The organism is Longimicrobiaceae bacterium (assembly GCA_035936415.1).
In the GTDB taxonomy this organism is placed as follows: domain Bacteria; phylum Gemmatimonadota; class Gemmatimonadetes; order Longimicrobiales; family Longimicrobiaceae; genus JAFAYN01.
Genome location: DASYWD010000594.1, coordinates 1 through 24,239 on the forward strand (window position 1 = coordinate 1; position 24,239 = coordinate 24,239).

The window sequence follows — 24,239 nt, forward strand, 5'->3', positions numbered from 1 at the left end:
GGGTGGGCCGCACCGGCGGGCTCCGCCCAGGCGCCGGAGCTGCCGCCAGGGGCGGCCCCTCCGTCCTCGCAGCTCCGGATCCCGCAGCGCATGGCGCGCTGGAACGACAGCTCCCGCGCGCTAGGCGCGGGCGGCGCGGCGGGGGCCGCGGGGACGGGAGCGGGAGCCGCATACGCCCCCATGCCATAGGTCCCGTAGTCGGGGGCGCTTTCGAGCGGGATGCTCCCCATCCCCGGGGACCCGTACAGGTCCGCGGTCACGTCCACCGGGGGGAGCGGCGCAGGCGCCCCCGCGCCGGGCTCCGTCAGGCGGGTCGTATCCGGCGGCGAGATGAGATAGTTGCGCCGGGCGGCGTCCACCCCGACCTGCTCCGCGGGCACCAACTCGTCGGTGCCAGCCTGGCCGGGGCTAGGGGCGTTGAACGCGAAGCTCACCACCATCACCGTCATCGCCGCGATGCCGGCGAGCACCACCACCGCCTTGCGGTTGAACATCGTCACCTGCCGGTCGTCCCGGGCGGCGGGGGCCGGCGTCGGCGCCTCCGGGGCGCGGCTCTGGATCTCGCTCATGGCTCACCTCCCCTGCCGGTGGAGCACCATGTTCACCACGTCCAGCCTGCGTTCGCGCTTCCCCTCGCGGAGCACCAGGACGGCGCGCCCCAGCACCCGGTCCGCGACCAGGTAGTCCCCAGCCGGGTCCGGGCGCAGGACCGTGTTGACCAACTCTCGCGTGCCGTCCTCCGTGACCGCATAGAGCACCGGCGTGTCCCCGTCCCGCGCCGCCGGGGCGAACTGGATGAAGGTCCGCATGCCGTCGTCTAGGACGCGCTGCGGAGTCCAGGAGATCCGCCGGTTCCGTCCCCAGCGGTAGTCCGTGTTCACCGCCCGCACGTCGGCCAGGAGCGCGTCAGGCTCGCCGGCCGGAGCGGGACCGCGCCCGGCGGCCAGCACGTCGTCGGGATACCAGAAGCGGATCCCGTCCATGTACTCGCCCCGGGGGTTCGTGCCCCTGCAGGGCGGCGCCTCCAGCTCCACCACGTAGCGTCTGCGGTCGGTGGGAACGACGAGGTTCGTGCTCACGTCGCATTCCTTCGGCTTCACCAGGACCACCGTGAGGCCGCCGCTCGTGGTCCGGTCCACGTCCCACCGCTCCCGGTCGCCCGGGAGCGGGTCGTCGGTCAGGGTCTCACCGGGCTGTAACTCCACCTGGCAGAGCTTGAGCGCCGCGCAGCGGAGGTACGGGCGGACGTACCCGTAGGGGAACGTGGTGAAGTCGCCGGGGCGCTCCGGCGGGAGCGTCCGGGCGCGGCCCGTGGCCTTGAACTCCAGGACGGCGCGCTCCAGGGCGTCGGGCCGGTGGACGACCACCGTGCCGAGCAGTCGGGGCGGCTCGCGTACCGCCGCGCCCTGCGCCGAGAGCGGCGCCGAGGCGAGCGCGGCCAGCACCAGGGCGAGCCTGAGAGAAGGAATCGGGTTCATACGCACCTACCGTGTGGAGCTCGGGTCCGCCACCGGGGACCAGGAGAGGTCCGCGATGTAGACGCCGAGCGGGTTATGGCTGATCTGCTCCTCCGTCTTGCGCTCCTCGCCGCGCGGCGCGCTCCGCCGCACCGTGAGGTACGCTTCCCAGGTCGTGACCGTGCGGGCCTCGCTCCCGTGGGCGATCTCCGTCTCCCGCCAGAGCACGTTCCAGGTGTTGCGGGCCGGTGGGGGGAGCGGCGTGACCCGGAGCACCTTCACCAGGCGCACGGCGCGCTGCCCCACCACGCGCGCGTCGTTCTGCGGGTCGCGGAAGTAGGCGTTGAGCACGTTCGCCGTGGCCGGCGTGGCGTAGGCGTAGGCGCGCTCCACCATCTCTTTCTGCGCGTGGGGATCGGAGGAGACCGTGCGCGCGTACCCGATCCACCGGGTCAACTCCGCCCGGACGGCGTTGGGGTCGTCCGCCGTGGTGCGCCGGGCGGGCCCGATCGGCACGGCGACGCCCTGCGCGTCCACGGCCACGACGTAGGGGACGAACCGGGGCTGGAGGGCGACGAAGCCTAGCGCCCCGACCGCCCCCGCGAGGAGCGCGAACGCCCCCCAGAAGGCGGTCCGCCACGAGCGCCCCTCCCGCTTCGCCCCCTCGATCCGGTCCCCGACCTTTGCGCGGGCGGCGTCGGCGATGAGCCGGACCTGGCCTGCCCGCGCGTCCTGTGCTTGTGAGGGCATGGGTGACTTCCTCCTGTGCGGTGTGATTCCAGGTGGAATCGGCTCAGTGGTCCTTGGCCCGGATGGCGTTCACCAGTCCGAAGCTGTGTCCCTGCGTGATGTGCCTGGCGATCATCACGGGGAGCCCGAGCACCAGGGACATGAAGAGGAGGGCGACGAAGAAGATCTCCGCCGCCGGGGCCATGTCCGTCCACCGCATCCCCGCCGTGACCTCCACCAGCTCCGCCCCGATGGTGGTCCCCAGCCCCACCAGGAGGAACAGCACCATCAGCTTGATCCCCACGTAGGCCAGCAGGTTGAGGTAGTTGTCGGTCCACTGCGCCGTGCCCCGGAACGCCGCGAAGCCCAGGAAGAACACCCCCGCACCCGTGACGAGGTAGAGTTGGACCAGGGTGTAGCTGATCGCCACCGCAGCCGCCACGTAGGCGAGGAGCACGAGGAGCGCGGCTACCTGGATGGTGAAGCCGGAGAAGGGATTGAAGCTCAGCCAGTCCGAGGCGGCGGAGCCGATGGCGACCTGCAGGTCGCTCCCGATCCCCACGATCTCGGAAGGGGTGAGCGTCGTCCTGCCCGCGGCCGTCACCCCCGCGTACCGGAAGCCCTCCGCCAGGTACGGGATCCACAGCTCCCAGGAGAACAGGATCGCGAACCAGAAGGAGACGAAGGTGAACTTGCGGATGAACTGGCCCGCGATGGACTCCAGCGTCTCCCTGTCGTTCAGCATCCAGAGGATCCCGCTCAGCGCGAACTCGATCCCGGCCAGGGGAAAGAAGGTCCGCAGCGCCAGCGGGTGCAGCCGGTCCATCCAGACGAACGACGCCTGCCGGTACGTGAGCGCGGTCCGGTCCAGGATCCCGGGCTCCTGCGCGTCCGCCGGGACAACCGCCAGCGCCAGCGCCGCGAGCGCCAGGCCGGCGGCGATTCCGGGTGGAATCGCCGCCCTGAGCGCGGGTTTCACGGGGCCCTCCACCGCCCGTCGAAGCCGTAGGCGGGCGTCCGGGGGCGGTTTAGCGTGTTCCGGACGATCTGCTCCAGCACCGCCTGCTCCTGGAGCTCCCGCTGAACCTGCCGCGCGTGCGCGACCGCCACCGCGTTGGTCTGCACCGCGACCGCCTGGCGGAGCAGCATCATCTCCTCGGCGACGTACCCCTGGAGCGTGTTCTGTAGCTCGATGGCTTCCTGCGTGCCCTGGATACCGCCCATCTGCTGCTTGATCTGGCCCAGCCGCGCCATGCCCGGCCGGAGGTCCTGCATCTGCCGCTGGGTGGCGGCAAGCGAGGCGCGGAGCGTCGCCAGCGCCCGCGTCGCCTGCATCCGGTCCTGTGTGGAGGCCACCCAGCCGGCGGGGAGCTGGTAGCCGGGGAAGGTCTGCCGGAACTGCGCGTCCAGGTTGGCGGCGCTGTAGGCCAGCGCCTCCCCCTGGCGCATGAGCGCGTCGAGCTGGTCCACCAACCCCCCGATCTCCCGCCAGTTGGGGTTCTGGAGCTTCCGGAGCGACTGGAGCTGATAGAGGATCTGCTGCCGCTGGTTGTCGATCTGCTGGGCGGCCTGCGCGACCTGCTGGATGTTCTCCACCAAGTTGCGCGGATCGAACACGAGTTGCGGCACCCCGGGAATCGGGATCTGCGCGTGCGCGGCGCCGGGCGCCGCCAGCGCGGCAGCCGTCAGGAACGCGCTAGCGAGCAGCCGCCGGGAAAAGGTCGAGCGTGTCATGGTCCACCTCCACGGGTTCAGGGTCTACCTCCACCCACTCCGCCCACTGTGCGAGCCCCCGCCGCCGCAGCCACGCCGCCGGCCAGGCGGCGCCGTGCTCCGCCGCGAGCGCATCCACGTCGGCGCGCAGCTCCGCCGGGCTCTTCCCCTCGGGGGCGGAGAGGAAGGCGTGCGCGACGGGGCCCGGCGCCAGCTCGAAGAGCCGGCTGCCGAGCGGGGTCTTGTAGTAGACGTGGCGTTGCGGCTGGGCGGTCCGGACGATCTCCACCTCGCGCTCGTTCAGGCCCATGCTGCGGTATTGCTTCCGGCCCTCGTCCGTCATACGGGGGTTGGGCAAGAAGAAATGGACCGGGTAGCTCTCCATGAGCTCGGCGCGGTATGGGGACTCCGCGAGGTTGGCGGGGTCCTGCGTGGCGAGCCCCATCGCCACGTTTTCCTTGCGGACGGTGATGCTCCACTCGGCGAGCTGCTCCGCGAAGCGCCCCTCCTTCAGCGCAAGCCGGCCCTCGTCCACGGGGACGTAGGTGGGCCGCCCGGTGAGCCGGGCGGTGATCCCCGCGAACAGGTAGGCGAGCACCGGGGCGGTGATCTTGTCGTCGCGGAAGGCGAGCAGGTGCTTGACCTCGAACACCTGATAGTCGCCGCTCCGGAGGTCGTCCCGCGGCGCGTCCAGAAGCCGGCCGTAGTTGCCGAAGGCGGCCGTGTAGTAGCCGATGGCCGAGCGCAGCGCGTCGTTCTGGAGCTGGAAGAAGAACTGCGTGAGCGTCCGTTCCGGCCGGGGCATGCGCGCGAGGAGCTGGAGCGCAGTATTGACCGCTTCCCGCATCTCCGGCGTGAGGCGGACCCCCTGGACGTCCCACACCACGTCGAGCCATCGGGCGGCGCGGGCGCGGCCCGAGGGCGTGTCCACCTCAGCGAGCGGCTGGAAGGCGATGGCGTCCGGCCGCCCCGAGCAGAGGTCGTAGTGCGTGCCCCCCGCCGCCCGGCAGAGCGCGTAGCCGGAGTAGCCGTTGTCGATGTGGAAGACCTGGGCGCCCGGGTAGCGGCGGAACTGTGCCACCATGAGGTTGAGCAGGAAGCTCTTCCCCATCCCGGTCGGCGCGACGATCAGGTGGTGCCCCACGTCGCGGGGGCTCACGTGCCAGTTGATCCGCACCGGCACGCTCCCGTCCGTCTTCCCCCACATCAGCGGAGGAGACTGCGGCGGGTAGAACGGGCAGGGGTTGGTCCGCAGCCCCGGCCACCGGGAGGTGAGCGGGAGCAGGTTGGCGATGGCCTTGGTCTGGACGAGCGGCTTGCGGACGTTGTAGTAGCCGTGGCCAGGGAGCGTCCCGGCGAAGGCGTCCAGCTCGTTCACGTCCTCGACCGTGGCCGTGAGCCCCTTGTCGTTCAGGACCCGCACCACCTCCGCCGCGTACAGCTCCGCCTCCTGCTCCGTGTCGGCGTGGACCACCACGGCCGGGGTGTAGTAGCAGAACCGCACCAGCCCGCTCGCGGCCAGCGCCGCCGCGTCGGAGCTGTCCTGCGCCATGCGGACCGCGTGCTGGTCGGCGAAGAAGTCCCGGCCCGGGTCCTTGGCCGGCACCGTCCCCTGCGCCTCGCGGAACTGCTGCATCGCCGGCTTGGTCTTGCGGGCGTAGCCCTTGGTCTGCCAGCGGATCTTGCCCTGCGCCGCCTCTGACCCGAGCGGGATGAAGCGGCTGGAGAAGCGGTAGGCGAAGCCGAGCCGGTTCAGCTCCGCGAGCAGCCCCGGGCGGGACCGCAGGGGGAAGTCCGTGATCCCCACCACCCGGAACGGCTTGCGCCCCATGACCGGCTTGAAGCCGCCCCACAGCCCTTCCTCCACCAGGACCCGCGTGAGGTCGCTGGCGTCCTCCGGGACCGCGACGGGGTGCTGCTTGTCCGTGAGGCAGCCGTGCAGGTGGGTGAGCAGCGCGTCCGCGTCCAGCCGCTCCAGGCGGACCGCCGAGGGGAAGCGCCCCTCCAGCTCCCGCAAATACGCCCAGAAGCGGTCCAGCACCAGCGCGTAGGCCGCGTCCACCTCCGGGCGCTGGGGCCGCGTCACCAGCAGGTCCCCGAGGCGGGAGTAGACGTCCTGCGGGGGGTAGTAGGTGGCGACGAGGTAGTGGTCGGTCTCGAACGTCCGCCCCGCCTCCAGGTAGGCCGCCCGGCGCTCCGCGTCGATGGCGCGCGTCACCGGGTCGGGGAATGCGCCCTCCGGGGCGTAGCCGGACGCCTCCCGGTGGACCGCGTCCACATGGAACATCCAGTGGTCCACGAAGGGGAGGAAGGCGAAGTTGACCTGCCGCGTCAGCAGCTCCAGCCCTTCCGCGGTGTCCGCGTCCAGGTCGGGGCCGCGATAGCGCCACCCGGCCAGCAGCGCGCCGTCTTTCATCTCGATAACGGCCTGCCGGCCGTCGCCCTCCTCCCCGCGCTCGTCCACCAGCGCGAGCCAGTTGAGCTTGTCCGCGAGACCGACCCGGGATCCGCGCCCCTCCCGCTCGCGGTTGCGGTGGAGCAGCGTGGCGCCCGCGGCGCCGAGGGCGATCCCGGGCAAGAGCGAGAACACATCCATCATCGGGCTCCGGGGATCGAGGGTTTCACGGGCGGCGTGGCCGCCTGGGTCGTGGCGTGGGGCGGGTAGTACCGCCGCCAGGCCAGGCTCCGCAGGAAGAGGTCGAACATGCGGGGGTCGATGCGCGCGATCCGGCGCGCCGCCAGGTGGAGCGGGAGCACCAGGACGAGGGCGAGCACCACCGAGAACGGCACGATCCCCTTCCAGGTGAAGAGGAGCACCACCACGACGAACTCCACCGCGACGACCCGCCGCTCCACCCCGCCCCACAGCACCGGCTGCGTGAGGGAGGGGTGGATGGCGTCCAGGTCCAGCTCTTCGGCGTGCATGGGCGCCCTCCTCAGACCAGGGCGCCGCCGAAGGCCATGTAGGAGATGGCCGTCTGCGCCAGCAGCGCGACGCCCCCGCCCACCGCCACGCGGGAGAGCCACACGGTCCCCTTCTCGTGGCCGCCGAAGATCCACTGGTAGCCTGCCACGGCGGTCCCGATGCCGACGATGGTCCGGGCCGTGGGGCCGGTCAGGTTGTTGAGGAGGGTCTGGAGCGGGGTGTTCCAGGGCATGTCCGTCCCCGTCCCACCCGCCCACAGCTCCGGCGCGAAGACGACGGAGAGGGCCAGGAGGCCGAGGAGGAGCGCGCCCGCGCGGGCGCCGGGGCTTCGCTGGATGGCGTGCATGGCATCCTCCGGTGCTGCGGTGAAGCAGGGGCCGGTCCCTCCCGGCCCCCGGCCGATTCCAGATGGAATCGACGCCGTGCTCACGGGGCCGTGAGCGTCATTCGAGCTGTCCCGCCTCGTCGATGCGGTGCAGGACGTAAGGGGCGGCGCGGTCGCGGGTCTGGACCACGCGCACCATCTCCGTCACCCGCCGGCCGGCGTTGTCGCCGGCCAGGAGCACGACGAGTTGGACCGCCTGCCCGATCAGCACCGGGTCCGAGGGGACGCCATTGCGCATCGCCAGGCGGTCCAGCCGCTCCATGCAGTTGTCGATCGAGTCCGCGTGCGTGGTCGCCAGGCCGCCGCGGTGGGTCGTCCAGGCATCGAGGAGGGGAAGGGCCTCGCGGTCGCGGACCTCGCTGACGCAGATCCGCTTGAAGTTCTTGCGGAGAGAGATCGTCACCAGTGCGGTCAGATCCCAACGCTCCGGCTTCCGCATGGTGCAGGTGTTCGGGGACTCCGACCGGAGCTCCGGCGTGTCCTCCAGGATCCCCACGCGGTCGCGCGGGCACAGCTCGGCGATCTCCTTGAGGACGGCGCGGGCGAAGGTGGTCTTGCCGCTGTTCATGTTGCCGGCGATCACCACGTTCCAGCGGCACAGCACCGCCTCGCGGACGACCGCCCGCCGGCCGGGGGTGAGGACGCCCTGCGCCACGAGCTCGTCCAGCGAGAAGGTGCGGGGCGGGGGCTTGCGGATGTTGAAGGAGGGCGCCTCCACCAGCGGGGGGATCTCGCCCTGCAGGCGGGCCCGGTTGAAGAACTCCAGCGGCAGGTCGGCAGAGACCGCGGGGTGGTCCCTGTCCAGCGTGAGGCGCTGCTGGGTGGCGACGGCGTTCAGGAACATGAACGCGAACGCCGGCTCCAACTCGTGCCCGGTGAAGACCGGACCCGCGGAGTAGGTCTCCTTCCAGACCTTACCGTCCGGGTTCAGGTAGACTTCGGTGGTGTCGTCGTCTTCCAGCGCGCCCAGGATCGCGCGGCCTGGGGCGGAGTGCGCGAAGTACGCGACGAGCTGGTGCGGGTACCTCTCCGCGTCCTGCAGGGTCTCCGCCGACGGGGCGTTGGGATCCTGGGGATTCGTGTCGCTGGGCGTCTGGAGAACGTCGAGCGGTTGCATGGCCGAAGTACGGTTCGGGTTCCGGATTCGGCGACCCGCCGCTTAAAGTTCCCACCACACTCGGCGGGTTCAGCAGCGTGCCACTCTATCCGACCGTACTTCGGGATTGGACGAGGTGTTGTATCGGCGTAACCCGCGGACGACCGCACGCGAAACAGCTTGATGGCTGCTCCTCCGACCTGTGGGAAATATGGCGCGCGCGCCATTCTATTCTCTGGAGTGATGCCGTGAGGTCACCCCATATCCCGTAGTCGTTGTCAAAGTCACCTTATCCCGGGGAGTTGGACCATGGCTGAGACTTCGAGAGGTTCAGAATTCGCTGCCGTACGGGCCGATTTCAGGGTGTACTCCGTTGACGAACTCGGAGGAGGGGAAGCACCGCGGGGCCGGCGCTATCTCGTCACGATCAACAACGACGTAGAGGGCTACGTCGTCGTCGGTGTATCTTTCAAGGTGTACTATTGCACCGCGTCAGCGAAGGGGCCCGGTGATTGCTACGGGCCGCGCCCGGAGGGAAGACACGATGGCGAGTGCTACCCGGGCTACTACTATGAGTTTGAATTCTTCACACCCACGGACGGAGACTGCGCAGTTCGCGTCGAGGATCTCGCCATTTCGGTACGCGACATCGGCGGAGGGCACCGTCCCGGCCGGCTCCTAAGTAAGGGAACCAACGAGTGTCGGGACGACTTCATCTTCAACCTGAGTTCAGCCTTACGCCCAGGCTGACGCTTCCCTGGATGTGCGGCCACATAACTTGGGCGTGGGCCGTCCGCAGTAGGGTCTGGACTAGGTGGCCCCAGTCGGTCACAGGCCGGCCGGGGTAGGTCCGCCACTCGTGCGGCCTCGTCACTTCAATCCACGGCGGGGCTCTCGTCGCGGAGGAGGCCGAGTACGACCTGCTGCATTTTCGGAGTGAGGTCGGCCAAAGCGAGCTGCTTCACCGCGCGCGCCAACTCCTTGTACTCCAGGTGCCGGTCGGCAGCGGCGGGAGAGGGCATCCCTTCGGCGAACTGCTCGGGCGCCCAGCGGCGAAGCGACTTCCGTGGTGCGTGATGTTATGACCCCCAGGCCTCCCCGTGCACCATCGGCGGCGGAGTGCGCGAGGTGGCGATTGGCGCGATTCCATATGGAATCGCCGAGGACCTTACGGCCCTCGGCGATGGCACCGTTCCCCCCGAGCCGACTGCTCGATCAGTAGCGAGTGATCGAGAGGGTTCTGGGTTCAGTCCGCAGCATTCGGTAGGGGATCGAGTCTGCATCGAGCAGACCGTACACGAGGTACGTGCCAGAAGCGACTTGCTTCCCTTGATCCGTGCGGAGATCCCAGTGGTCCTCGAAGGTCATTCCTTCACCCGGGGCGAGAACCCGCGTACGTCCCACGAGTGGAATTGCCTCCACCTCGTGGAGTCGGCTCCAGACCGTTTTTCCGTCAGGGCGGGTCACCACGAGGTCGAACGAATAGGCGCTGTCCCCCGTCTCAATTCTGACTGGCTGATCCCCTATGTTCGTGAGGGTAAGTTGGATGTGCACCGGTTGGCCTGGCTCGGCGCGCGGCGGGACGAGGAGGTCCAAACGTAGAGGGTAGGAAGCGAGAACCGAAGCGGGAAGCTCGGCTTCGTGGTCGCCTCTTGGTTCGGGCGCTCTCCGTTGGCAGGAGCCCAGGATGGAGAGGATCGCGCAGATCCAGAGCAAGCGCATGAGTTCCCGCTCCGAATGGGCGTCCGGGCTCCCGCAGTCCGGAGCCTGGACGCCCAGGGACGTTGAGGATTGGAACGGACCTAGTAAGTGCGCAGCAGGTAGGCCTGCGAGCCTTGCGCGCCGAAATCACGCCGGATACCCGACATGGGGCTCACCCACACCCCGCCGCTCTTACCCTTCGCAAAAGCGGCACCAACGAGGTAGACACAGTTGCAGGAACCACCAAGGTAACTTCTGAATACGGGAGCGCCGCTGTCTCCATGGTCAGCACCAGCGGCCAACCACGTTGAGCAGTACCAGGTACGACCGTACTGAGAGATGTTCTGACACGGGCGCCCTGCCTTGCCCCTCGTCCACCCCGTCTTCACTCCGATCTTCTCGAAGTAGTACGCCTCGCGCAATGCGCCTTCTCCCCCGATCCGGATCTCCGGGGCGTATGGGTCGAGCTCGATGGAAGGCCCAATCGCGGTTGCACCAGTTGCGGGGCCGCCCTTCGTCCGCGCGATGTATCCCAACTTGGCGTTGCTTGAAGCAATCGCAAGTTCGTTGATCGCCACGTCAGCGTAGCGCCCGTTGAAGGCGTCCGTCGATGGGTCGGCGTACTCCCTCCCGACGAACCTCGAATAGTCAGTGCTGGATTGCGGAGCCGCCTGGTGCCATTCGGTCCCATCCTTCCAGGTGAGACTGTTGCTGCAGTGAGACGCGGAGGTGAAGGAACGCCGGCCGTAGTATTCCACCACGAAGCCAATCGTGCACCAGCTACCCTTGCTGTTGGAAGCCATCATCGCGCCAAGGAATGGACGCAGGGTGGAAGTCAGCGACACGACGGGCGGCTCGGTGTAGCTGTAGCTCGGCTCAGTCGGTGAGTAGTTGAAGTTGGGATCCGGGACGGGGGAGATGTCACCATCGCCCGGCATCGGCTCCGGGCACCCCTCAATCGTTGGATCGACACTGCAGTCCGGGCTGCAGCTCGGATCGCTCGGGTTCGTGGTGCAAGGATCCTGCTGACAGTTTGGATCGCTAGGATCGCAAATGGCCATCGTGGATGGTCCGCCGACATCGAAAATCAGGGCGGCGGCCGGGATCCCCAACTCGGCTAGCTTCGCGGCTACTAGCGCCCGCGCAACTGTCGCCTGCGCGGGAACGAGCCCCACCACCAACCGGTTTTCGCGGTACGCGATGCCATTGTACATGACGCCAGGAGTCGCCAGGACGGCGGCTGTCATCTGCTGCCGCCACCGAGCCAGTTGCAGGAACTCGTACTTGCCCTGGTGAACGATCACCTGAGGAGTTGTCGAGCGCCCCTCCCGGCGCGCCTCGTCTCTCGCCACTGGGGCAAGCGCCGCCCTCGCACCCTCGGCGTGCCTCATATCGAGGATGTTCACGTGAAGGTTGCCCTGCCCGTCGAAAACAAAGCCCCCGAGCCCTGGAATTTGCTTCGCGAAGTGGGCGAGTTCCTCTTCCATCGGGTAAACGAGGTCGCCCTGGATCCGTGCCGAGGCCGAGAGGCTTGCCTCTCGCGTGGCGGTCGCCTCGGGGCCAGCAGGGGACGACTGGTCCTCACAAGCAGCCAGGGCGAGCAGAGCTGCGGTTACAGCTGGGAGGATAACCGGCTTTGGGTTGAACATGTACCTCTCCTGTGAATGCTGTCTGGTTGACGGGCTTTGCGGCGGCTCGGGCCGGCAAAACGGGTTCGGATCTCCTCCTGCTAGAAGAAAAATTTGTCCACAAACGCGCTTACGGAAGGGCGAGCGAAGTGGCCCGAGCATTACTGCAGGTGCGGGACGAAGGCCGGCGTCGTCGTTGTGGAGGGGGAGCAGCAGGATAGATGCAGGATAATCCGGCAATTAATAGACGTCAAGAGAAAAGAATTGGGTCCGGCCGGGGGCAGTCGGGTCCAAATGCGCGTGGAGCTCTTTCATCTCACGCGGGGGCGACCCGGACGGACGCGAGGCTGGTCCGGCAGCACCTGTTTTGCGCAGTCCCCCTTCTCCGCCAAACGAGGTCGGGCCGGCCGCCATCTGAGATCGGCGGCGGCGAGAAAGCGGGGTACGACGAGGGGCGGGGTAGGACGCACGCACGGGCTGATCTCGGCCCGAGCGGCCCCGCCGTTAACCGGTACGGTCCTGTGGGTCGGAGCCGTCCGGGTCCAGATAGGGGCGTAGCTCTCGCCGCAGCACGGCGCGGGCGCGCATCAGGTGCATCCGCACCGTCGCCTGGCTGATGCCGAGCCGGGCCGCGATCTCGGCGGGCGTCTCGTCGCGGAGGAGGCCGAGTACGACCTGCTGCATCTTGGGAGGGAGATCTGCTTCAGCGAGTTGCTTCACCGCGCGCGCCAACTCCTTGTACTCCAGGTGCCGATCCGCGGCGGCCGGGGAGGCTACCCCCTCGGCAAGCTGCTCGGGGGCCCAGCGGCGCAGCGCCCGGCCCCGCTGCGCGTACCCGCTGCGGAGGACGTTGCGGGCGATGGTCGCAATGAAGCGGTCCGCGCGCTCCGGCTCGATCCCGGGTAGCGCGCCGTGGATGCGGAGGAGCGCGGCCTGCGCCAGGTCTTCGGCGAGATCCCCGGTGATGCGTCCGGAATAGTAGCTCACCAGCGCCGGCCGCAGCGCCGCGAGCAGCGTGTCAACCGCTGAGGCGGGACCCCGCTGCGCCTCCGAGACGAGGCCCGCAAGTACATCCGGCGCCGGCCAGGGCGCGTAGGGGTGCAGCATACGACAACCACCACGGCGCGCGTGGATGCTGCTCGTGGCGGCCTACCAAGAGGACAGGAGTGGGGCAGGGCACTTACGCGCCGGCAGCGCCCGTCCATCTCCAGCCGGCGGGCGCGCCCGATGCTGCGCGTCCCAGAGCAACCGGCGTCCACCACCACGCGATCTATGAAGACCGTCTGGAAAATCGTCTCGGTTCGGGGGGCCGCGCCCGCCATTCTCCGCCCGGCCCCCATCCTGTGCACCCCTGAATTGACCGTACCCGCACGAATCCGACGCGGTTCCGCGCCCGCCGGTCACCCGTCAGTAGCGCCTTTTAGGCCATAAATGTGGATTCGCCGTTGCTGACTACGGGTCTGGACTTACTTCCGGCTGTTTATCGCCCTCTGCTTCGGCCGTAGGCTCGCGCCATTCCAGGGGTACGATCGCCGCCCCAAGCGGCGTGAGGCGATACAGGACCGTGTGGCGCCGCCCGTACTCCGGGATCGTGCCGAACCGCTGCGCCATCCCCGCCCGCACAAGCCACATCAGATCCCCGTTGGAGAAGTACCGTGGCCGCGTTGGTTTCCGCGGTTCCCGTTCCGCTCGCCACGCGGCGGGGGCGTCCAACTCGTCCAGGTCGCCGATCAGCATGTCAAGCTTCCACTCTGGCTCGTCCTCGTGCGGCGGACAGACGAGCGCAGTCAGCTCGTCGTGGGTGCGCCAGCCGGGCTCGTTCGGAAGCAGGGGAGAGGGGGTAGGATTGGCGGATACGAGCCGGAGCGCCCGGACCGCCAGGAGGGCTCCCGCCGGCACGTAGACGGGCCTCGCTTCGCCAGGGGCCGGTGCGCTCCCCGGACAGGCGATTGGAGGCGGCTCCACCCCCTCCAAGTTCCGGATGCTCTCCACCCCCCGTTCAGCGATCCGGTAGATCCAGTTCGGTTTCTGCCGCCGCGAGTGGCGCATGTCCTCCCGGTCCAGGAAGCCCATCAGGGCGAGCCGGGTCAGGCTGTCTCCGAAGTGATCCTGTGTATACCACCGTATGTCGTCGTGGTGCGCCCACCCCCGCACGCCGCCGAACTCGTACCCGCCGCGGCGCACGGCGAGATAAAGGAGGTACAGGAAGGCAACCCGTGAGGATCTGTCGTATTCGAGGCTCATACATGGAGGGTAGCACTGCCGGCTGGCCCCAAGCACTGGTCCCACTTGGCGGGATTCGTTTGATCGGGGGACGTGACTAATTCCACCCGGAATCACCATCGAGTAGCTGGACAAGCGCCCGGGAGGGCGCCGCTTCGGTGGTTCCAGGTGGCGGATTGGGTGCGGTGCGAGTAACGTACAGAGCGGAAACCCCCGCTCACCCCCTACAAAGGACGGAATCATGAAGACCCTGCGCACCATTTTGGTAGCCTGTGCATTCGGTGTAGGCCTCGCAGCGTGCGGCGGCGCCATTCCGCTCGTAGCTCCGGAAGAACCTCGTCTCGATGGTGGATTTACTGTGGGAGGGGGGCACCAGACGATGAACAGTGACAGCAGCGCGACGGCCGCCCCCTCCTCTGCGGAGACGACGGCCGACGATGGATCTACCGAGCGTGGTGGCTTTACTGTCGGTGGCGGGCACTGATCAAGCGTCAGCGGCGCATCAATCAGTAGCCGTTTACGGGGTCCCGGGCTCTCCAGGGCCCGGGACCTTCCACTTGTGGAGGCGGGCGACCAACCGCCTGGAGAGAATCCTGATCTGATCCGCCTGGGGCGGCTGCTGTTCGTTGGCCGCGAGCTCTCTCGTTGCGATCTTGTCCAGCAGGTCCAACGCATACCGCTCAACAACTACGTCCTCGCGTGCACGGGCGAACTCCACTGCCATTCCCGCATACTGCTCTGAGAGATCCCATTCGGCCAGGGACCGGGCGCCCTCGCTGAGGTTTACCAAGGCTGCGGGCGCGTATTCTTCATAGAGCCCAATGAAGTGCAGCGTCCTTTGTTCTGCCTCCTCGAATCGTTCCCGTCGGCGTACGCCAGCCGCCGCGCGGGCGAGCGTTCCCCAATACAGTGTTTGTAGCTCAGGCGTATAGGTCCGGGAGACCGCGAGTTCGAGAAGAGTGATGGCGGGGCTGTAGTAGGCAAACCGAACCATCAAAAATGCCAAATCGTGGGCCAGAGCTGGGATCTGTCGATCTTGTATCGGATAAAGGTCAAATGCCTGCTGCGCGAAATCTAGGCTCTCCTCGAACCCGCCAACCTCTGCACTCAAGGCGAGCAGATAATGTAGGACTACCGCTGCCTGTCTCTTACGGCCGAATCGTGCAGCTCTTTTCGCCGCGAGTTCGTAGAACTCCCTCGCCTCGTCCTCGCGGCCTTGATCCTTGAGTAATGCCCCGTGCTCCACAAGGGCCCTGATGGACTCCTTCCGGCTCAAGGAAAGGTCATGGTGCCGAAACCGAACCGCCAGTTTGTAGCCCCGCTCGTACCAAATTGCCGCACGATCATAAACGACGGCTCTCCGGCACATCCAACCAGCGTTTATCGCGTAGGTGGGATGCTCCGGGTCTACGATCGCCGCTGCTTCAGCGAAATGCATCCCGGTATGCAGGAGAGCGCGTGCTTCCGCCCATTCGTACACCTGGGTACAGGCGTCCGCGACTCGGCTACTCGTGATTTGGTTTGGACATCGCAGTAGGAATGAGAAAGTCCCGAAGGCTTCAACAAGGTGCGGCGCGCGTGCACACGCATAGCCAACTTCGTCCCGGCTTCCACGGCCCCCCATCGCAAATAGCCCCTTCCGCTTCTCGGGGGCGGTAGCCGCCCAAATCCGAACGTTGCGCAATGCACGCCAAAGGGACACCGCAAGGTCGTCACCGGTGTCCTTGAGTGCGGCTATCTCTTCAGTCCACGTTGGGGCGGTCGGAATCGCCGGTAGCGAGTGAGGTTTCCGGTTCACTCGCTCGGCGTGCCGATCGTTTGGCGGTGTGGGGGCCATCTATGTTCCCGCAGGCAGAAGTGGCCGGAGTAGCCAAAAGAATACGTTACCGGACACGATAACTCACTAGCGCGGCACGCGCCATACTTTAAAGCTTCTGAGTGAGAGGACCTGCAGATCTGCTGCTCCGGGCGAGAGTTGCGGAGCCTGGTATCTGACGCGACTCACGATGCAAGCGGGGGCGCCCCTGTCGGAGCGCCCCCTCGCAGCATCGTTCCTGCTCCCGCCGGAGTGTAGCGCGGCAGCTCACCCCTTCCGCCGCCGAGCGACGGCCTCCCGAAGTAGCTCGTCTAGGAAAGCGCCGCGCTCGACCCGGACCCTGGCGGACTACCCGCCCCCGAGCCGAATCCGCTGGATCCGGTGTGGCGGGTAGAACTCCTCCCCGTTCCAGGCCCCTCGCGTGGTGCCGATCGCCTCCACCACTTCCCGGGGTGTTCCATCGAATGGGGGCTGCAGGAGTGCGAACGAAGTGCCGCGCAGCACGTCCACGACGGCGAACGGCGCCTCGCGCCTTCTCGCCCCCTGCTCGTGAGCGGCCACCGCTTCGGCCAGCTCGGCCAGCCACCCCGGCAGTGCGGCTCCCTGCTCCCCGTAGAGCTGCGCGAGCGATTCAACGACCCTGGGACGCGCTCGGGCGCGGAGTTCGGGTGTGACCTGGTCGATGAGTGTCGAGAGGAGCACGGCAACTGCTGCCGGGTCCAGCGCCCGCTCGCCGAGAGAGCCCATGTACCACGCCCGTAGCTTCTCCCAACTCGACTCCACGGGCCGGCCCCTCCGGTCCACGATGTTGCGCAGCCCCATCGCGCTCAGCCCCACCTCCCGTGCAGCCTTCCGGATCCCTATCTCCTTGATTCGCGCCGCGGCAGCACGCAGCAGCTCAGCGTGCTCCGGCGTCTCCATCGAATCGCCCCCCCCCGGCGCGGCGCACGTCGCGACATCTGCGGATGCGCCTGCGTCGTGCGCGGTCATTTGTGCCGCCGCCGGCTGGTCCGGTCCAGCCGGCGGGTCAGCCACCTCGGATAGGGTACCTGCGCCGCGTCGTGGTTCTTCGCCAAGACGTTGAGCAGCTCGAAACGCGCGTCGGCCCGCTCGGACTCGGGGAGAAGGGCGACGGCGTCCTCGATGATCTCCAACGCAGCCTCCGGGGGTAGCTCCACGTCGTCGTCCTCCACCTGCAGGGGAACTACCGTGTGGCGAGTCGGGAGCAGGGAGCGGATGGCGGAGGCTCCACGCGAGAGGAGGCGAATCAAGGAACTCCAGCGGAGGTTTCGCATCACGGCAACGATCCTCGTCTTTGGGCGGGTTCGCCGGGCAGGGGGACGCGAACGCATGCGGGTGCAAACTCGGGCGGAGGCGGCGCTACCCGGCGCATTCCGTGTCGAGCCATTCGGGTACCGGCAGCTCCGCGTCCCCGAACGCCGAGGCAAGCACTTGGGCGAGCCGCTTGCGCGCCGGGCGGCGGCGCGGTCCGGGCAGGTCGAGCACCAGGACGGCGAGGGCCACCGCGCCGAGAGGAGTCCACACGTCCGCCCGGTCCTCAAACCACTCCTCGATCTTCGCCAGGTTCTCCCAATCCGGGACGGATTCCATCGTGAGGAACTTCCGCAGCGATCCGCGGTCCACGCCGATCCGCTGTGCCAGTGCGCGGAGGCTGGTCTGGGCCTTTACCTCCCGCCGAATGGCCTGCCGCAACGTCTCCAGGCGGCGGGCGTCGGCGACAATGTCGAAATCGCGCTTGACCGCCAGGTCCGCGGGCGGTCGCACGCTGATAATGGGACGATGGTGTCGCATGCTGGGACCAGGGCGTGAGTAAGCAGCCTCCCGAATGGTAGTCATCCTATCGGGCTCGCGCGCTGTTCCCACGTGGCGAAATCCGGCGCCCTTTCTACTTCAGTCGCTGCACCAAGACGGTCCAGTGGCGTATTCGCGGCGGGCGGTCTGCCAGGTGCTGAATTAGGCCAGGTGAGCTGCAGGCGGGTGCCGGGGCCGGCGAGCGTGGGTCGCTCGCCTGGCCGGATTGCAGCGGAGGGCTTCGGGAGCGGACGACGGAAAAAGAGCGGGGGGGTGGGACTGCGATGTTGCGCTCGACCGCAGCCGCGGCAACTTTAGGATACTCCCCAATGAATCGCGCCCACCCATCTGCCGGAAGGACGACCATGTCCGGAGGCGACGCCCTGCCTGGGGGCGGCGCGGATACCGAGCTGGACCGAATCCGCGCCGAGTTGGAAAGGGAGTTGGCAACGTCCAGCCTGCGGAGTGTGGCGCGCGAGGTCGGGATGAGTCCAAGCGGTCTCAGCAAGGTGCTCGCCGGGGGGCGACCATACCGCCAGACGCTCACCAAGCTCCGCGCCTGGCGGACGCGGCACACGGCAGGCGAGCCCCCTATCACCGACGAGGCAGCTCTGGAAGTGCTCCTTCGGCGGATCCCCGAGCGCCGACGCGCACGCGTGAGGGGGGAGATCCGAACGATTCTGGAGCGGGCCGCCCCCCGCCGGTGAGTAATGGGCTGGACCAATCTTCCGCGACTGTCGGACCCATCGGCGCGGTCGGACGCGCCGGATGGGCCCAGCGTCCGGCTCCTGGTTGTGGGGTTCGCTCAGGCAGCGGCTCAGTCCTGGCAACGACCTGGGCGCCTCGTGTCCATTATGTCCACTAAATCCACTGGGGCAGGCGCTCGCGCCACCCGCCCCGCGACCACTCCGCATCCGCCCGCGGTGCGACCGCTTGGGCCCATCCCGGCGGAATCCCGGGCCCAAACCGCGCGTCGGAGCCGGAGAGTGGGCCCGAGACGGCGCGCGGGAGACAGGCGGTTGCATCACGGTCGCCAGGGTTCTGACCCATCGGGAGGCGCGGAATTGGTCCAACGTGTCCACTTTGTCCACTGTGGCCCACCGGGCCACGTTGCCCTCCACCAGCGATCGTGCGGAGAGTCCCTACGATCTCGCCCGCAGAACGCGGGCCGCAAGCGTCCACATGGGGCATGCAGGCATTCAGCTAGCCCGTCGTTTCTCCTGGGCGCGCGCGTCCTCGGTGTCCAATTTCCGGCGGAGCGCATGGGCCGAGTTGCGGAGGTGGTTGCGCGGTTCCAGGAGGTGTTGACGCACAAGCTCCTTGTTCAGGCCTGTCAGCCTTGCTGACCGGCCTACCGCCTGGTCCAGCAGCTCTTGGGCTCGTGCGACAAGCTCCATCACCTCGCCTATCCGGTCTGGTACGTCGCTCATGGCGTCTGGTCTCCGCGCGAGTCGTGGCCCGTGTCCCGTTCTAAGCGGAATGTTACCCCCGCGCCGGATGAAGTGCAGTGACTCCAGGTGGCGGCTTCGGTGTCCTGCGGAATGGTGGGAATGGCGCAATGCGGGGCAGATCCCCGGCCACCGGGGCAGGGTGGCCGGGAGGAGGCGGGGCCGTCCGGGGGCTCGCGGAAGAGGGGCGAGCTGTTACGGTGTGGCGGGGTCAGACGCGACTTCGGATGGGGAGCTTTCCCGGTCGTAGAGATCGAGGAGGCGGCGATACTGGAACTCCCCGAGAAGGTTGATGAGCGAGTCCGCTTGCTCGGTCTGCTGCTCGAACAGCCGAACGGTAGTCGGATCGTCGGCCGGGTAGCCGTACGCCGCCGCCCAAGCCCGGATCTCCCTCTTACCTTCCTCCAGCATCCAGGCGTCACTCGCGGCCCACCACAGCACGTCCCGGACAGCAGGGGGGGCCGGGTCTGCCGCGGGCGTAGCGAAGATCAGCCGGAACGGCGAGGCGCTCGCGGCCCTGGAGAGGGTCACGAGGAAGTGCTGCACCATCTCTTGTAGGGGACAGATCACGTCGCGCGGAGCTATGCCGAGCCGTTCAGCCAGGAGCCGCAGTTTGCAGTCCCTAGCGAATTGTTCGAAAGGGTCGCTCATTTGCCCGTGCCCTGAGATCGAGGGGAGTATGCGGCGAACTGCAGTGCGGATCACCCGTTACCTCCTCTGCTGGTGCCCGGCTGCCGCAACTGCGACCAGCCCGCCAACTTCACGTCGGCACGTCCTGCACCTTGCAGGCCAATCCTGCACAGATATATTCCGGTCGGCCCGTTGTCAATTGCCTGCGCGGTGCTTTCTCTCAGGTCCGTCCGGGGCACGGCCCAGGCGCATTATGCGATCCAGGCGCGGTGTCAGTTGAGGTGTCAGTTGGGCCGAACATCCTGCACGAAGAACCCACCTTGGACGAGCAGGTTGCGCGTGCTGTCTAGGTGATTACTAGGTTTTCGTGCAGGCTGCACCGGGGGTGCGGGGGACCTTCACGCCTTCCAAGCTAAGGGTCGCGGGTTCGAGTCCCGTCTCCCGCTTTGCTGTAAGCTCTTGCCCCGATGCCGCTTACGTGGTGTCGGGGCTTGGCTTTCTACCCCCCCTCTACTGTCAATTGCCGCTGTCAATTGGATTGCGGCGCTTTAGGCACCCTCGCGCGATCACCTCCAATGGCAGCCAGAGCACCGACACGGAGCGATACCGGCTGCTCACGTGATCGAAACTGCTGCGCGGGCGGTCCCCTACACAGCCAAGGTCCACCCGCGAGGCAAGGGGCGTTTCACCGGGTGAAAGCCATTCTCGGAGAAGCAGAAACGAGGCGTACTACCCAAGACGCATGGGAGCAGAGCATGCTTGATCTCGATAGTCCACGCTGGGGTGAGCTGATGCACGCCTATGGTTCGGCCCACAACCTGCCCGATGTCCTCCGGCAGGTGCAGACCGAGTTATCCGCGGATGTCCAGCCGGATGAGGACGAGCCCGAACGGGCTCTTGAATCAGCGTGGTTTGAGCTTGCAAGCGCGATTTGCCCGATGGGAGAGGTCAACCCCGCCTCATTCGCCGCGGTGCCCCACATCGTGGCGCTTGCGGCCAAGTACGACATCGAGATTCGTGCACAACTGCTTCAGCTCGTGGCGCGCGTGGAGGCCGGGCGTCACCGGCCAGGTGCGCCCTCGGTGCCGGACGATTTAGAGCAGGCTTACCGCGCATCCATCAGTCGTATCCCACACCTGGTGGCCGCACGTGCGGGCGACGAATGGGATCCCACGACAGCTCAGGCCTTGGCTGGCATTCTCCTCGTGGCGAAAGGGCACCCCCAGCTGGGAATGGCGGTGATCGAGCTTTCGGAAGAGCTCCAGTGCCCTCGGTGCGAGAGTACCTTTTCGTTGCCAGGCTGGGATTTGTCTGCCGAAGACGGCGATTGGTAACGGTGGAATGGAGGCACGACAGGCCGCGCACGACCATCTGCGGCTATCGACGGCGGGCAGGGGCGCGCCCCCGCTGCCGTTGCCGTGTGGTCCTCATCGCCGTACTCGCGGCTCCAGTCCTGGGAGCCTCGCCTGCCAGGGCGCAGCACCGCCAGCAGGCGTGGGAAGCTGCTTCTGCCGTCCGCTCGACCCGGCATCGGGGTTGGGAGGTACCAGCACTGCACGCGCAGCTCTATGAGCGACCCACCTCCCTCGGGCACGTAATCGCCGGAGGTGTCGTGGCTGGAGCGCTTGGCGTCGCTGTCGGTAGCGTGTTCGCCGACGAAAGAGGATTCGACTTCCGGCCATCGGCTCTGGGTGCTGCCCTTGCCATTCCGGTGGGCGTACACCTGTCCAATCGGACGCGGGGCAACCTGCTCCTCGCGACAGTCGCATCTGCCGGGATCGGAACCGCAGTCGCGTATGGAGGGCTCGTCGAGCCGGTGGAGTGGAAGATCCTCCTGGTCGCCGCACCGGTCGCTGAGTTGGCCGCGTCGGTCTGGATCGAGAGATTCACGGCGAAACGGCGCCGTGTGACTGGCACCATACCCGGCCCTCTGTCGCCCGGCAGCCGAAGTTACTGAACAAACCAGACGTTCACCGCGCCCCGGGTCCTTACCAACGCCGGTTGAGCGTCGCTCCCACGGTCCAGAAGCCGAACGCCTCGTCGATCCCGTCGCTCTGCCCCGCGATCAGGTTGGAGTGCCACCGCCCCTCCACTCCCACCGTCCAGGGCGCCCCCGGCCTGCGCAGCCGCCCCCCCGCCCCCGCGCTGTATCCGACCACCACGCGGGACGAGCTCCCGGTCTGGCGGGCGCCGTCCACGGGCAGGACGTCCGTCCGCCGAAACTGCGTCCCGAGGCCCAGCACGGCGTACGGCTCCACCCCGGGCAGCACCAGTCCGGCCCGTAGCATACCTCCCACGTCGGACACCCGGTAGCTGCGACGCACGTCGACACTGTCGGTCCGGTACTCGCACTGCGGGTCGCAGACCTGGAGGGCCTCACGAGCCCGGCGGACTCCCGTGCCCCCGAGCGACTGCCTGCCCGCCTCCAGCCCCACCCCCAGGAAGGCGCGCTCGCCACGGGGGAACTCCGCCACCAGCGCCACGCGCCCGGCGAGCCCGCCGTCCGTCCCGCCGTCCTCGGGGGAGCGCGCGTACCCCGCCGCCACCTCCGCGCCGCCAAGGCGGCGCGGCTCCACGGATCCGCGCTCCACCGGATCGGCCTCCGGGGTGGTAACTCGCGGAGGGGCGTTCGGCGCCAGGCTCGCCTCCCCGGCCGGGTACACCCGGTACCAGCGCGTGAGGGTGGAGCCGACCACGCCGCCGGCCAGGGCGCCGCCGGCTGCCCCCAGCGCCCCGCTCCCGAGCATCACCTTGACCGACTCCCCGGTGGTGCCTCCTTCCCCCGCGATGAGCAGCCCGAAAAACGCCCCGTACAGGAGCGCGGCGCCGCCCGCCACCACGCCTCCAATGGTCGCGCCGCGCCGCGTCTGCCGTCCGCGAGCCCACACCGCTTCCACTCCTGCGGCGGGAATCCGCTGCTCCGCCCCCGCGGCATCGATCACCAGGACGTCCGCCTCCACGCCCACGAGCAGACCCTCCAGCCGGCCGCCCCCGCGGCTATGCACGCGCAGCATGGTGCCCTGGCGTACGGGAGCCAGCGCCGCGGCCAGCTCTCCGGCGGGGGCGTCCTCCTGCGCGCCGGCGGGGCGCGGCGCAGCGGTGGCCGCCAGCAGCAGCAGGGCCACGGTCGTAAGCGGTCGCATCTGCCTCATCGGCTCTCCTTCAATTCAGGCGCTCGTGGAGCATCTTCCCGGGACGGGATCGGGTCGGAGCATTCGGGGGAGGGGACGTTCGTCCCGCGCGGGCGCGATCGGGCCCAGGGGTGGAGCCCCAAGTTAATGGGGAGCAGGGGACGGCGCGACGTCCGCACCGCCGCCGGGGAGTTGACACCCACAGCGGCCCTGGATATCTTACCGTCTTCCCTGCCCACCCCGGGACAGGTGTATCCGGGTGAGGGTCGGAACGGGCACTGTGGTGGGGCGGAAGCGCTCCGGGTCGACGCGCCGAGGCGCGAATCCGGGAGCCTTCCCGTTTGTCGTTCGGGTCCGGGTGGGCCCGCTTCGGGGGATCGGGCTCACGTAGCTCAGCCGGCAGAGCACTTCCTTGGTAAGGAAGAGGTCATGGGTTCGAGTCCCATCGTGAGCTCCTGCGAGCGTCCTCCTCGTTAAACCTCCCTAACCGGGACCAAGATCGGAACATGGCCAAGGCAAAGTTTGAGCGGACGAAGCCGCACGTGAACGTGGGGACGATCGGGCACGTGGACCACGGGAAGACGACGCTTACGGCGGCGATCACGCGGATCCAGGCGGCGAAGGGCCTGGCGGACTTCGTGGCGTTCGACAACATCGACAAGGCTCCCGAGGAGCGGGCGCGCGGGATCACGATCGCCACCGCGCACGTGGAGTACCAGACGGAGAAGCGGCACTACGCGCACGTGGACTGCCCGGGGCACGCCGACTACGTGAAGAACATGATCACGGGGGCGGCGCAGATGGACGGGGCGATCCTGGTCGTCAGCGCGGCGGACGGGCCGATGCCGCAGACGCGCGAGCACATCCTGCTGGCGCGGCAGGTGAACGTGCCGTTCATCGTGGTGTTCATGAACAAGGTCGACATGGTCGACGACCCGGAGCTGCTGGAGCTGGTGGAGCTGGAGGTGCGCGAGCTTCTCTCGGAGTACGACTACCCGGGCGACGAGCTGCCGATCGTGAAGGGTTCGGCGCTGAAGGCGCTGGAGTCGGGGGATCCGGCCTCGGAGTGGGGGGGCAAGATCACGGAGCTGATGGACGCGGTCGACAGCTACATCCCGGAGCCGCAGCGCGAGGTGGACAAGCCGTTCCTGATGCCGGTCGAGGACGTGTTCTCGATCACGGGGCGCGGGACGGTGGCGACGGGTCGGATCGAGCGCGGGATCATCAAGGTGGGCGACACGGTGGACGTGGTCGGGATGAACTCGGCCAAGAGCACGACGGTCACGGGCGTGGAGATGTTCCGCAAGCTGCTCGACGAGGGGCAGGCGGGGGACAACGTGGGGCTGCTGCTTCGCGGGGTGGCCAAGGACGAGATCGAGCGGGGGATGGTGCTGGCGAAGCCGAAGACCATCACGCCGCACACGAAGTTCAAGGCCGAGGTCTACGTGCTGACGAAGGAAGAGGGGGGGCGGCACACGCCGTTCTTCAACGGCTACCGGCCGCAGTTCTACTTCCGCACGACGGACGTGACGGGGACGGCCAAC

22 protein-coding genes and 1 tRNA gene are annotated in these 24,239 nt (G+C 68.1%); 4 read left to right on the forward strand and 19 right to left on the reverse strand.

The window, feature by feature from the left end; translation table 11 throughout:
• The 9 genes from VGR37_23835 to VGR37_23875 all read right to left on the reverse strand — a co-directional run.
• Nucleotides 1-569: hypothetical protein (locus VGR37_23835; protein ID HEV2150452.1), on the reverse strand; the 569-nt coding region annotated here is incomplete at its 3' end.
• Nucleotides 570-572: 3 nt separating this feature from the next.
• Complete coding sequence (locus tag VGR37_23840; GenBank protein HEV2150453.1) at nucleotides 573-1,478, reverse strand: TrbG/VirB9 family P-type conjugative transfer protein; 906 nt, start codon at nucleotides 1,476-1,478, stop codon at nucleotides 573-575.
• 6 nt (nucleotides 1,479-1,484) lie between these two features.
• Entirely contained in the window at nucleotides 1,485-2,207 is a 723-nt protein-coding gene (locus tag VGR37_23845; GenBank protein HEV2150454.1) for a VirB8/TrbF family protein, read from the reverse strand.
• A 43-nt stretch (nucleotides 2,208-2,250) separates the two neighbouring features.
• Entirely contained in the window at nucleotides 2,251-3,165 is a 915-nt protein-coding gene (locus tag VGR37_23850; GenBank protein ID HEV2150455.1) for a type IV secretion system protein, read from the reverse strand.
• Entirely contained in the window at nucleotides 3,162-3,920 is a 759-nt protein-coding gene (locus VGR37_23855; protein HEV2150456.1) for a hypothetical protein, read from the reverse strand. Before VGR37_23855 ends, VGR37_23850 begins: the two co-directional genes overlap by 4 nt.
• Nucleotides 3,883-6,498 carry a hypothetical protein gene (locus VGR37_23860; GenBank protein HEV2150457.1) on the reverse strand — a complete coding sequence of 872 codons (2,616 nt, stop codon included), beginning with the start codon at nucleotides 6,496-6,498 and terminating at the stop codon, nucleotides 3,883-3,885. The genes VGR37_23855 and VGR37_23860 overlap by 38 nt, the downstream gene beginning before the upstream one ends.
• On the reverse strand, nucleotides 6,495-6,824 hold the full coding sequence (locus VGR37_23865; protein ID HEV2150458.1) for a VirB3 family type IV secretion system protein: 330 nt from the start codon (nucleotides 6,822-6,824) through the stop codon (nucleotides 6,495-6,497). The genes VGR37_23860 and VGR37_23865 overlap by 4 nt, the downstream gene beginning before the upstream one ends.
• A gap of 11 nt (nucleotides 6,825-6,835) precedes the next feature.
• Entirely contained in the window at nucleotides 6,836-7,171 is a 336-nt protein-coding gene (locus tag VGR37_23870) for a TrbC/VirB2 family protein (protein HEV2150459.1), read from the reverse strand.
• A 97-nt stretch (nucleotides 7,172-7,268) separates the two neighbouring features.
• Nucleotides 7,269-8,327, reverse strand: a complete 1,059-nt coding sequence (locus VGR37_23875; GenBank protein HEV2150460.1) for an ATPase, T2SS/T4P/T4SS family — start codon at nucleotides 8,325-8,327, stop codon at nucleotides 7,269-7,271.
• A 288-nt stretch (nucleotides 8,328-8,615) separates the two neighbouring features.
• Here VGR37_23875 and VGR37_23880 point away from each other — a divergent pair, with 288 nt between their 5' ends.
• Entirely contained in the window at nucleotides 8,616-9,056 is a 441-nt protein-coding gene (locus VGR37_23880) for a hypothetical protein (protein HEV2150461.1), read from the forward strand.
• Between the two features lie 125 nt (nucleotides 9,057-9,181).
• Here VGR37_23880 and VGR37_23885 read toward each other — a convergent pair whose 3' ends face one another.
• From VGR37_23885 to VGR37_23925, 9 genes are all read right to left on the reverse strand, one after another.
• The gene (locus tag VGR37_23885) at nucleotides 9,182-9,328 is read right to left on the reverse strand and encodes a hypothetical protein (GenBank protein HEV2150462.1); all 147 of its coding nucleotides are present in this window, start codon (nucleotides 9,326-9,328) and stop codon (nucleotides 9,182-9,184) included.
• A 780-nt stretch (nucleotides 9,329-10,108) separates the two neighbouring features.
• Nucleotides 10,109-11,656: a hypothetical protein gene (locus VGR37_23890; GenBank protein ID HEV2150463.1), complete on the reverse strand. Its 1,548-nt coding sequence runs from the start codon at nucleotides 11,654-11,656 to the stop codon at nucleotides 10,109-10,111.
• A 483-nt stretch (nucleotides 11,657-12,139) separates the two neighbouring features.
• Nucleotides 12,140-12,742 carry a sigma-70 family RNA polymerase sigma factor gene (locus VGR37_23895; protein HEV2150464.1) on the reverse strand — a complete coding sequence of 201 codons (603 nt, stop codon included), beginning with the start codon at nucleotides 12,740-12,742 and terminating at the stop codon, nucleotides 12,140-12,142.
• 345 nt (nucleotides 12,743-13,087) lie between these two features.
• On the reverse strand, nucleotides 13,088-13,879 hold the full coding sequence (locus tag VGR37_23900; protein HEV2150465.1) for a hypothetical protein: 792 nt from the start codon (nucleotides 13,877-13,879) through the stop codon (nucleotides 13,088-13,090).
• Nucleotides 13,880-14,375: 496 nt separating this feature from the next.
• Complete coding sequence (locus VGR37_23905) at nucleotides 14,376-15,296, reverse strand: tetratricopeptide repeat protein (protein HEV2150466.1); 921 nt, start codon at nucleotides 15,294-15,296, stop codon at nucleotides 14,376-14,378.
• A 726-nt stretch (nucleotides 15,297-16,022) separates the two neighbouring features.
• The gene (locus VGR37_23910; protein ID HEV2150467.1) at nucleotides 16,023-16,595 is read right to left on the reverse strand and encodes a hypothetical protein; all 573 of its coding nucleotides are present in this window, start codon (nucleotides 16,593-16,595) and stop codon (nucleotides 16,023-16,025) included.
• A 65-nt stretch (nucleotides 16,596-16,660) separates the two neighbouring features.
• Complete coding sequence (locus VGR37_23915) at nucleotides 16,661-16,867, reverse strand: hypothetical protein (protein ID HEV2150468.1); 207 nt, start codon at nucleotides 16,865-16,867, stop codon at nucleotides 16,661-16,663.
• A gap of 187 nt (nucleotides 16,868-17,054) precedes the next feature.
• Nucleotides 17,055-17,486, reverse strand: a complete 432-nt coding sequence (locus VGR37_23920; GenBank protein HEV2150469.1) for a helix-turn-helix transcriptional regulator — start codon at nucleotides 17,484-17,486, stop codon at nucleotides 17,055-17,057.
• Nucleotides 17,487-19,129: 1,643 nt separating this feature from the next.
• On the reverse strand, nucleotides 19,130-19,585 hold the full coding sequence (locus VGR37_23925; GenBank protein ID HEV2150470.1) for a hypothetical protein: 456 nt from the start codon (nucleotides 19,583-19,585) through the stop codon (nucleotides 19,130-19,132).
• Between the two features lie 734 nt (nucleotides 19,586-20,319).
• Here VGR37_23925 and VGR37_23930 point away from each other — a divergent pair.
• The gene (locus VGR37_23930; protein HEV2150471.1) at nucleotides 20,320-20,898 is read left to right on the forward strand and encodes a hypothetical protein; all 579 of its coding nucleotides are present in this window, start codon (nucleotides 20,320-20,322) and stop codon (nucleotides 20,896-20,898) included.
• A 654-nt stretch (nucleotides 20,899-21,552) separates the two neighbouring features.
• Here the strand turns inward: VGR37_23930 and VGR37_23935 are convergent.
• Nucleotides 21,553-22,707, reverse strand: a complete 1,155-nt coding sequence (locus tag VGR37_23935; protein HEV2150472.1) for a hypothetical protein — start codon at nucleotides 22,705-22,707, stop codon at nucleotides 21,553-21,555.
• Nucleotides 22,708-23,076: 369 nt separating this feature from the next.
• Here VGR37_23935 and VGR37_23940 point away from each other — a divergent pair.
• Nucleotides 23,077-23,149: transfer RNA gene (locus VGR37_23940), tRNA-Thr, on the forward strand.
• Between the two features lie 52 nt (nucleotides 23,150-23,201).
• A partial coding sequence (gene tuf, locus VGR37_23945) for an elongation factor Tu (protein ID HEV2150473.1) occupies nucleotides 23,202-24,239 on the forward strand: 1,038 nt, incomplete at its 3' end.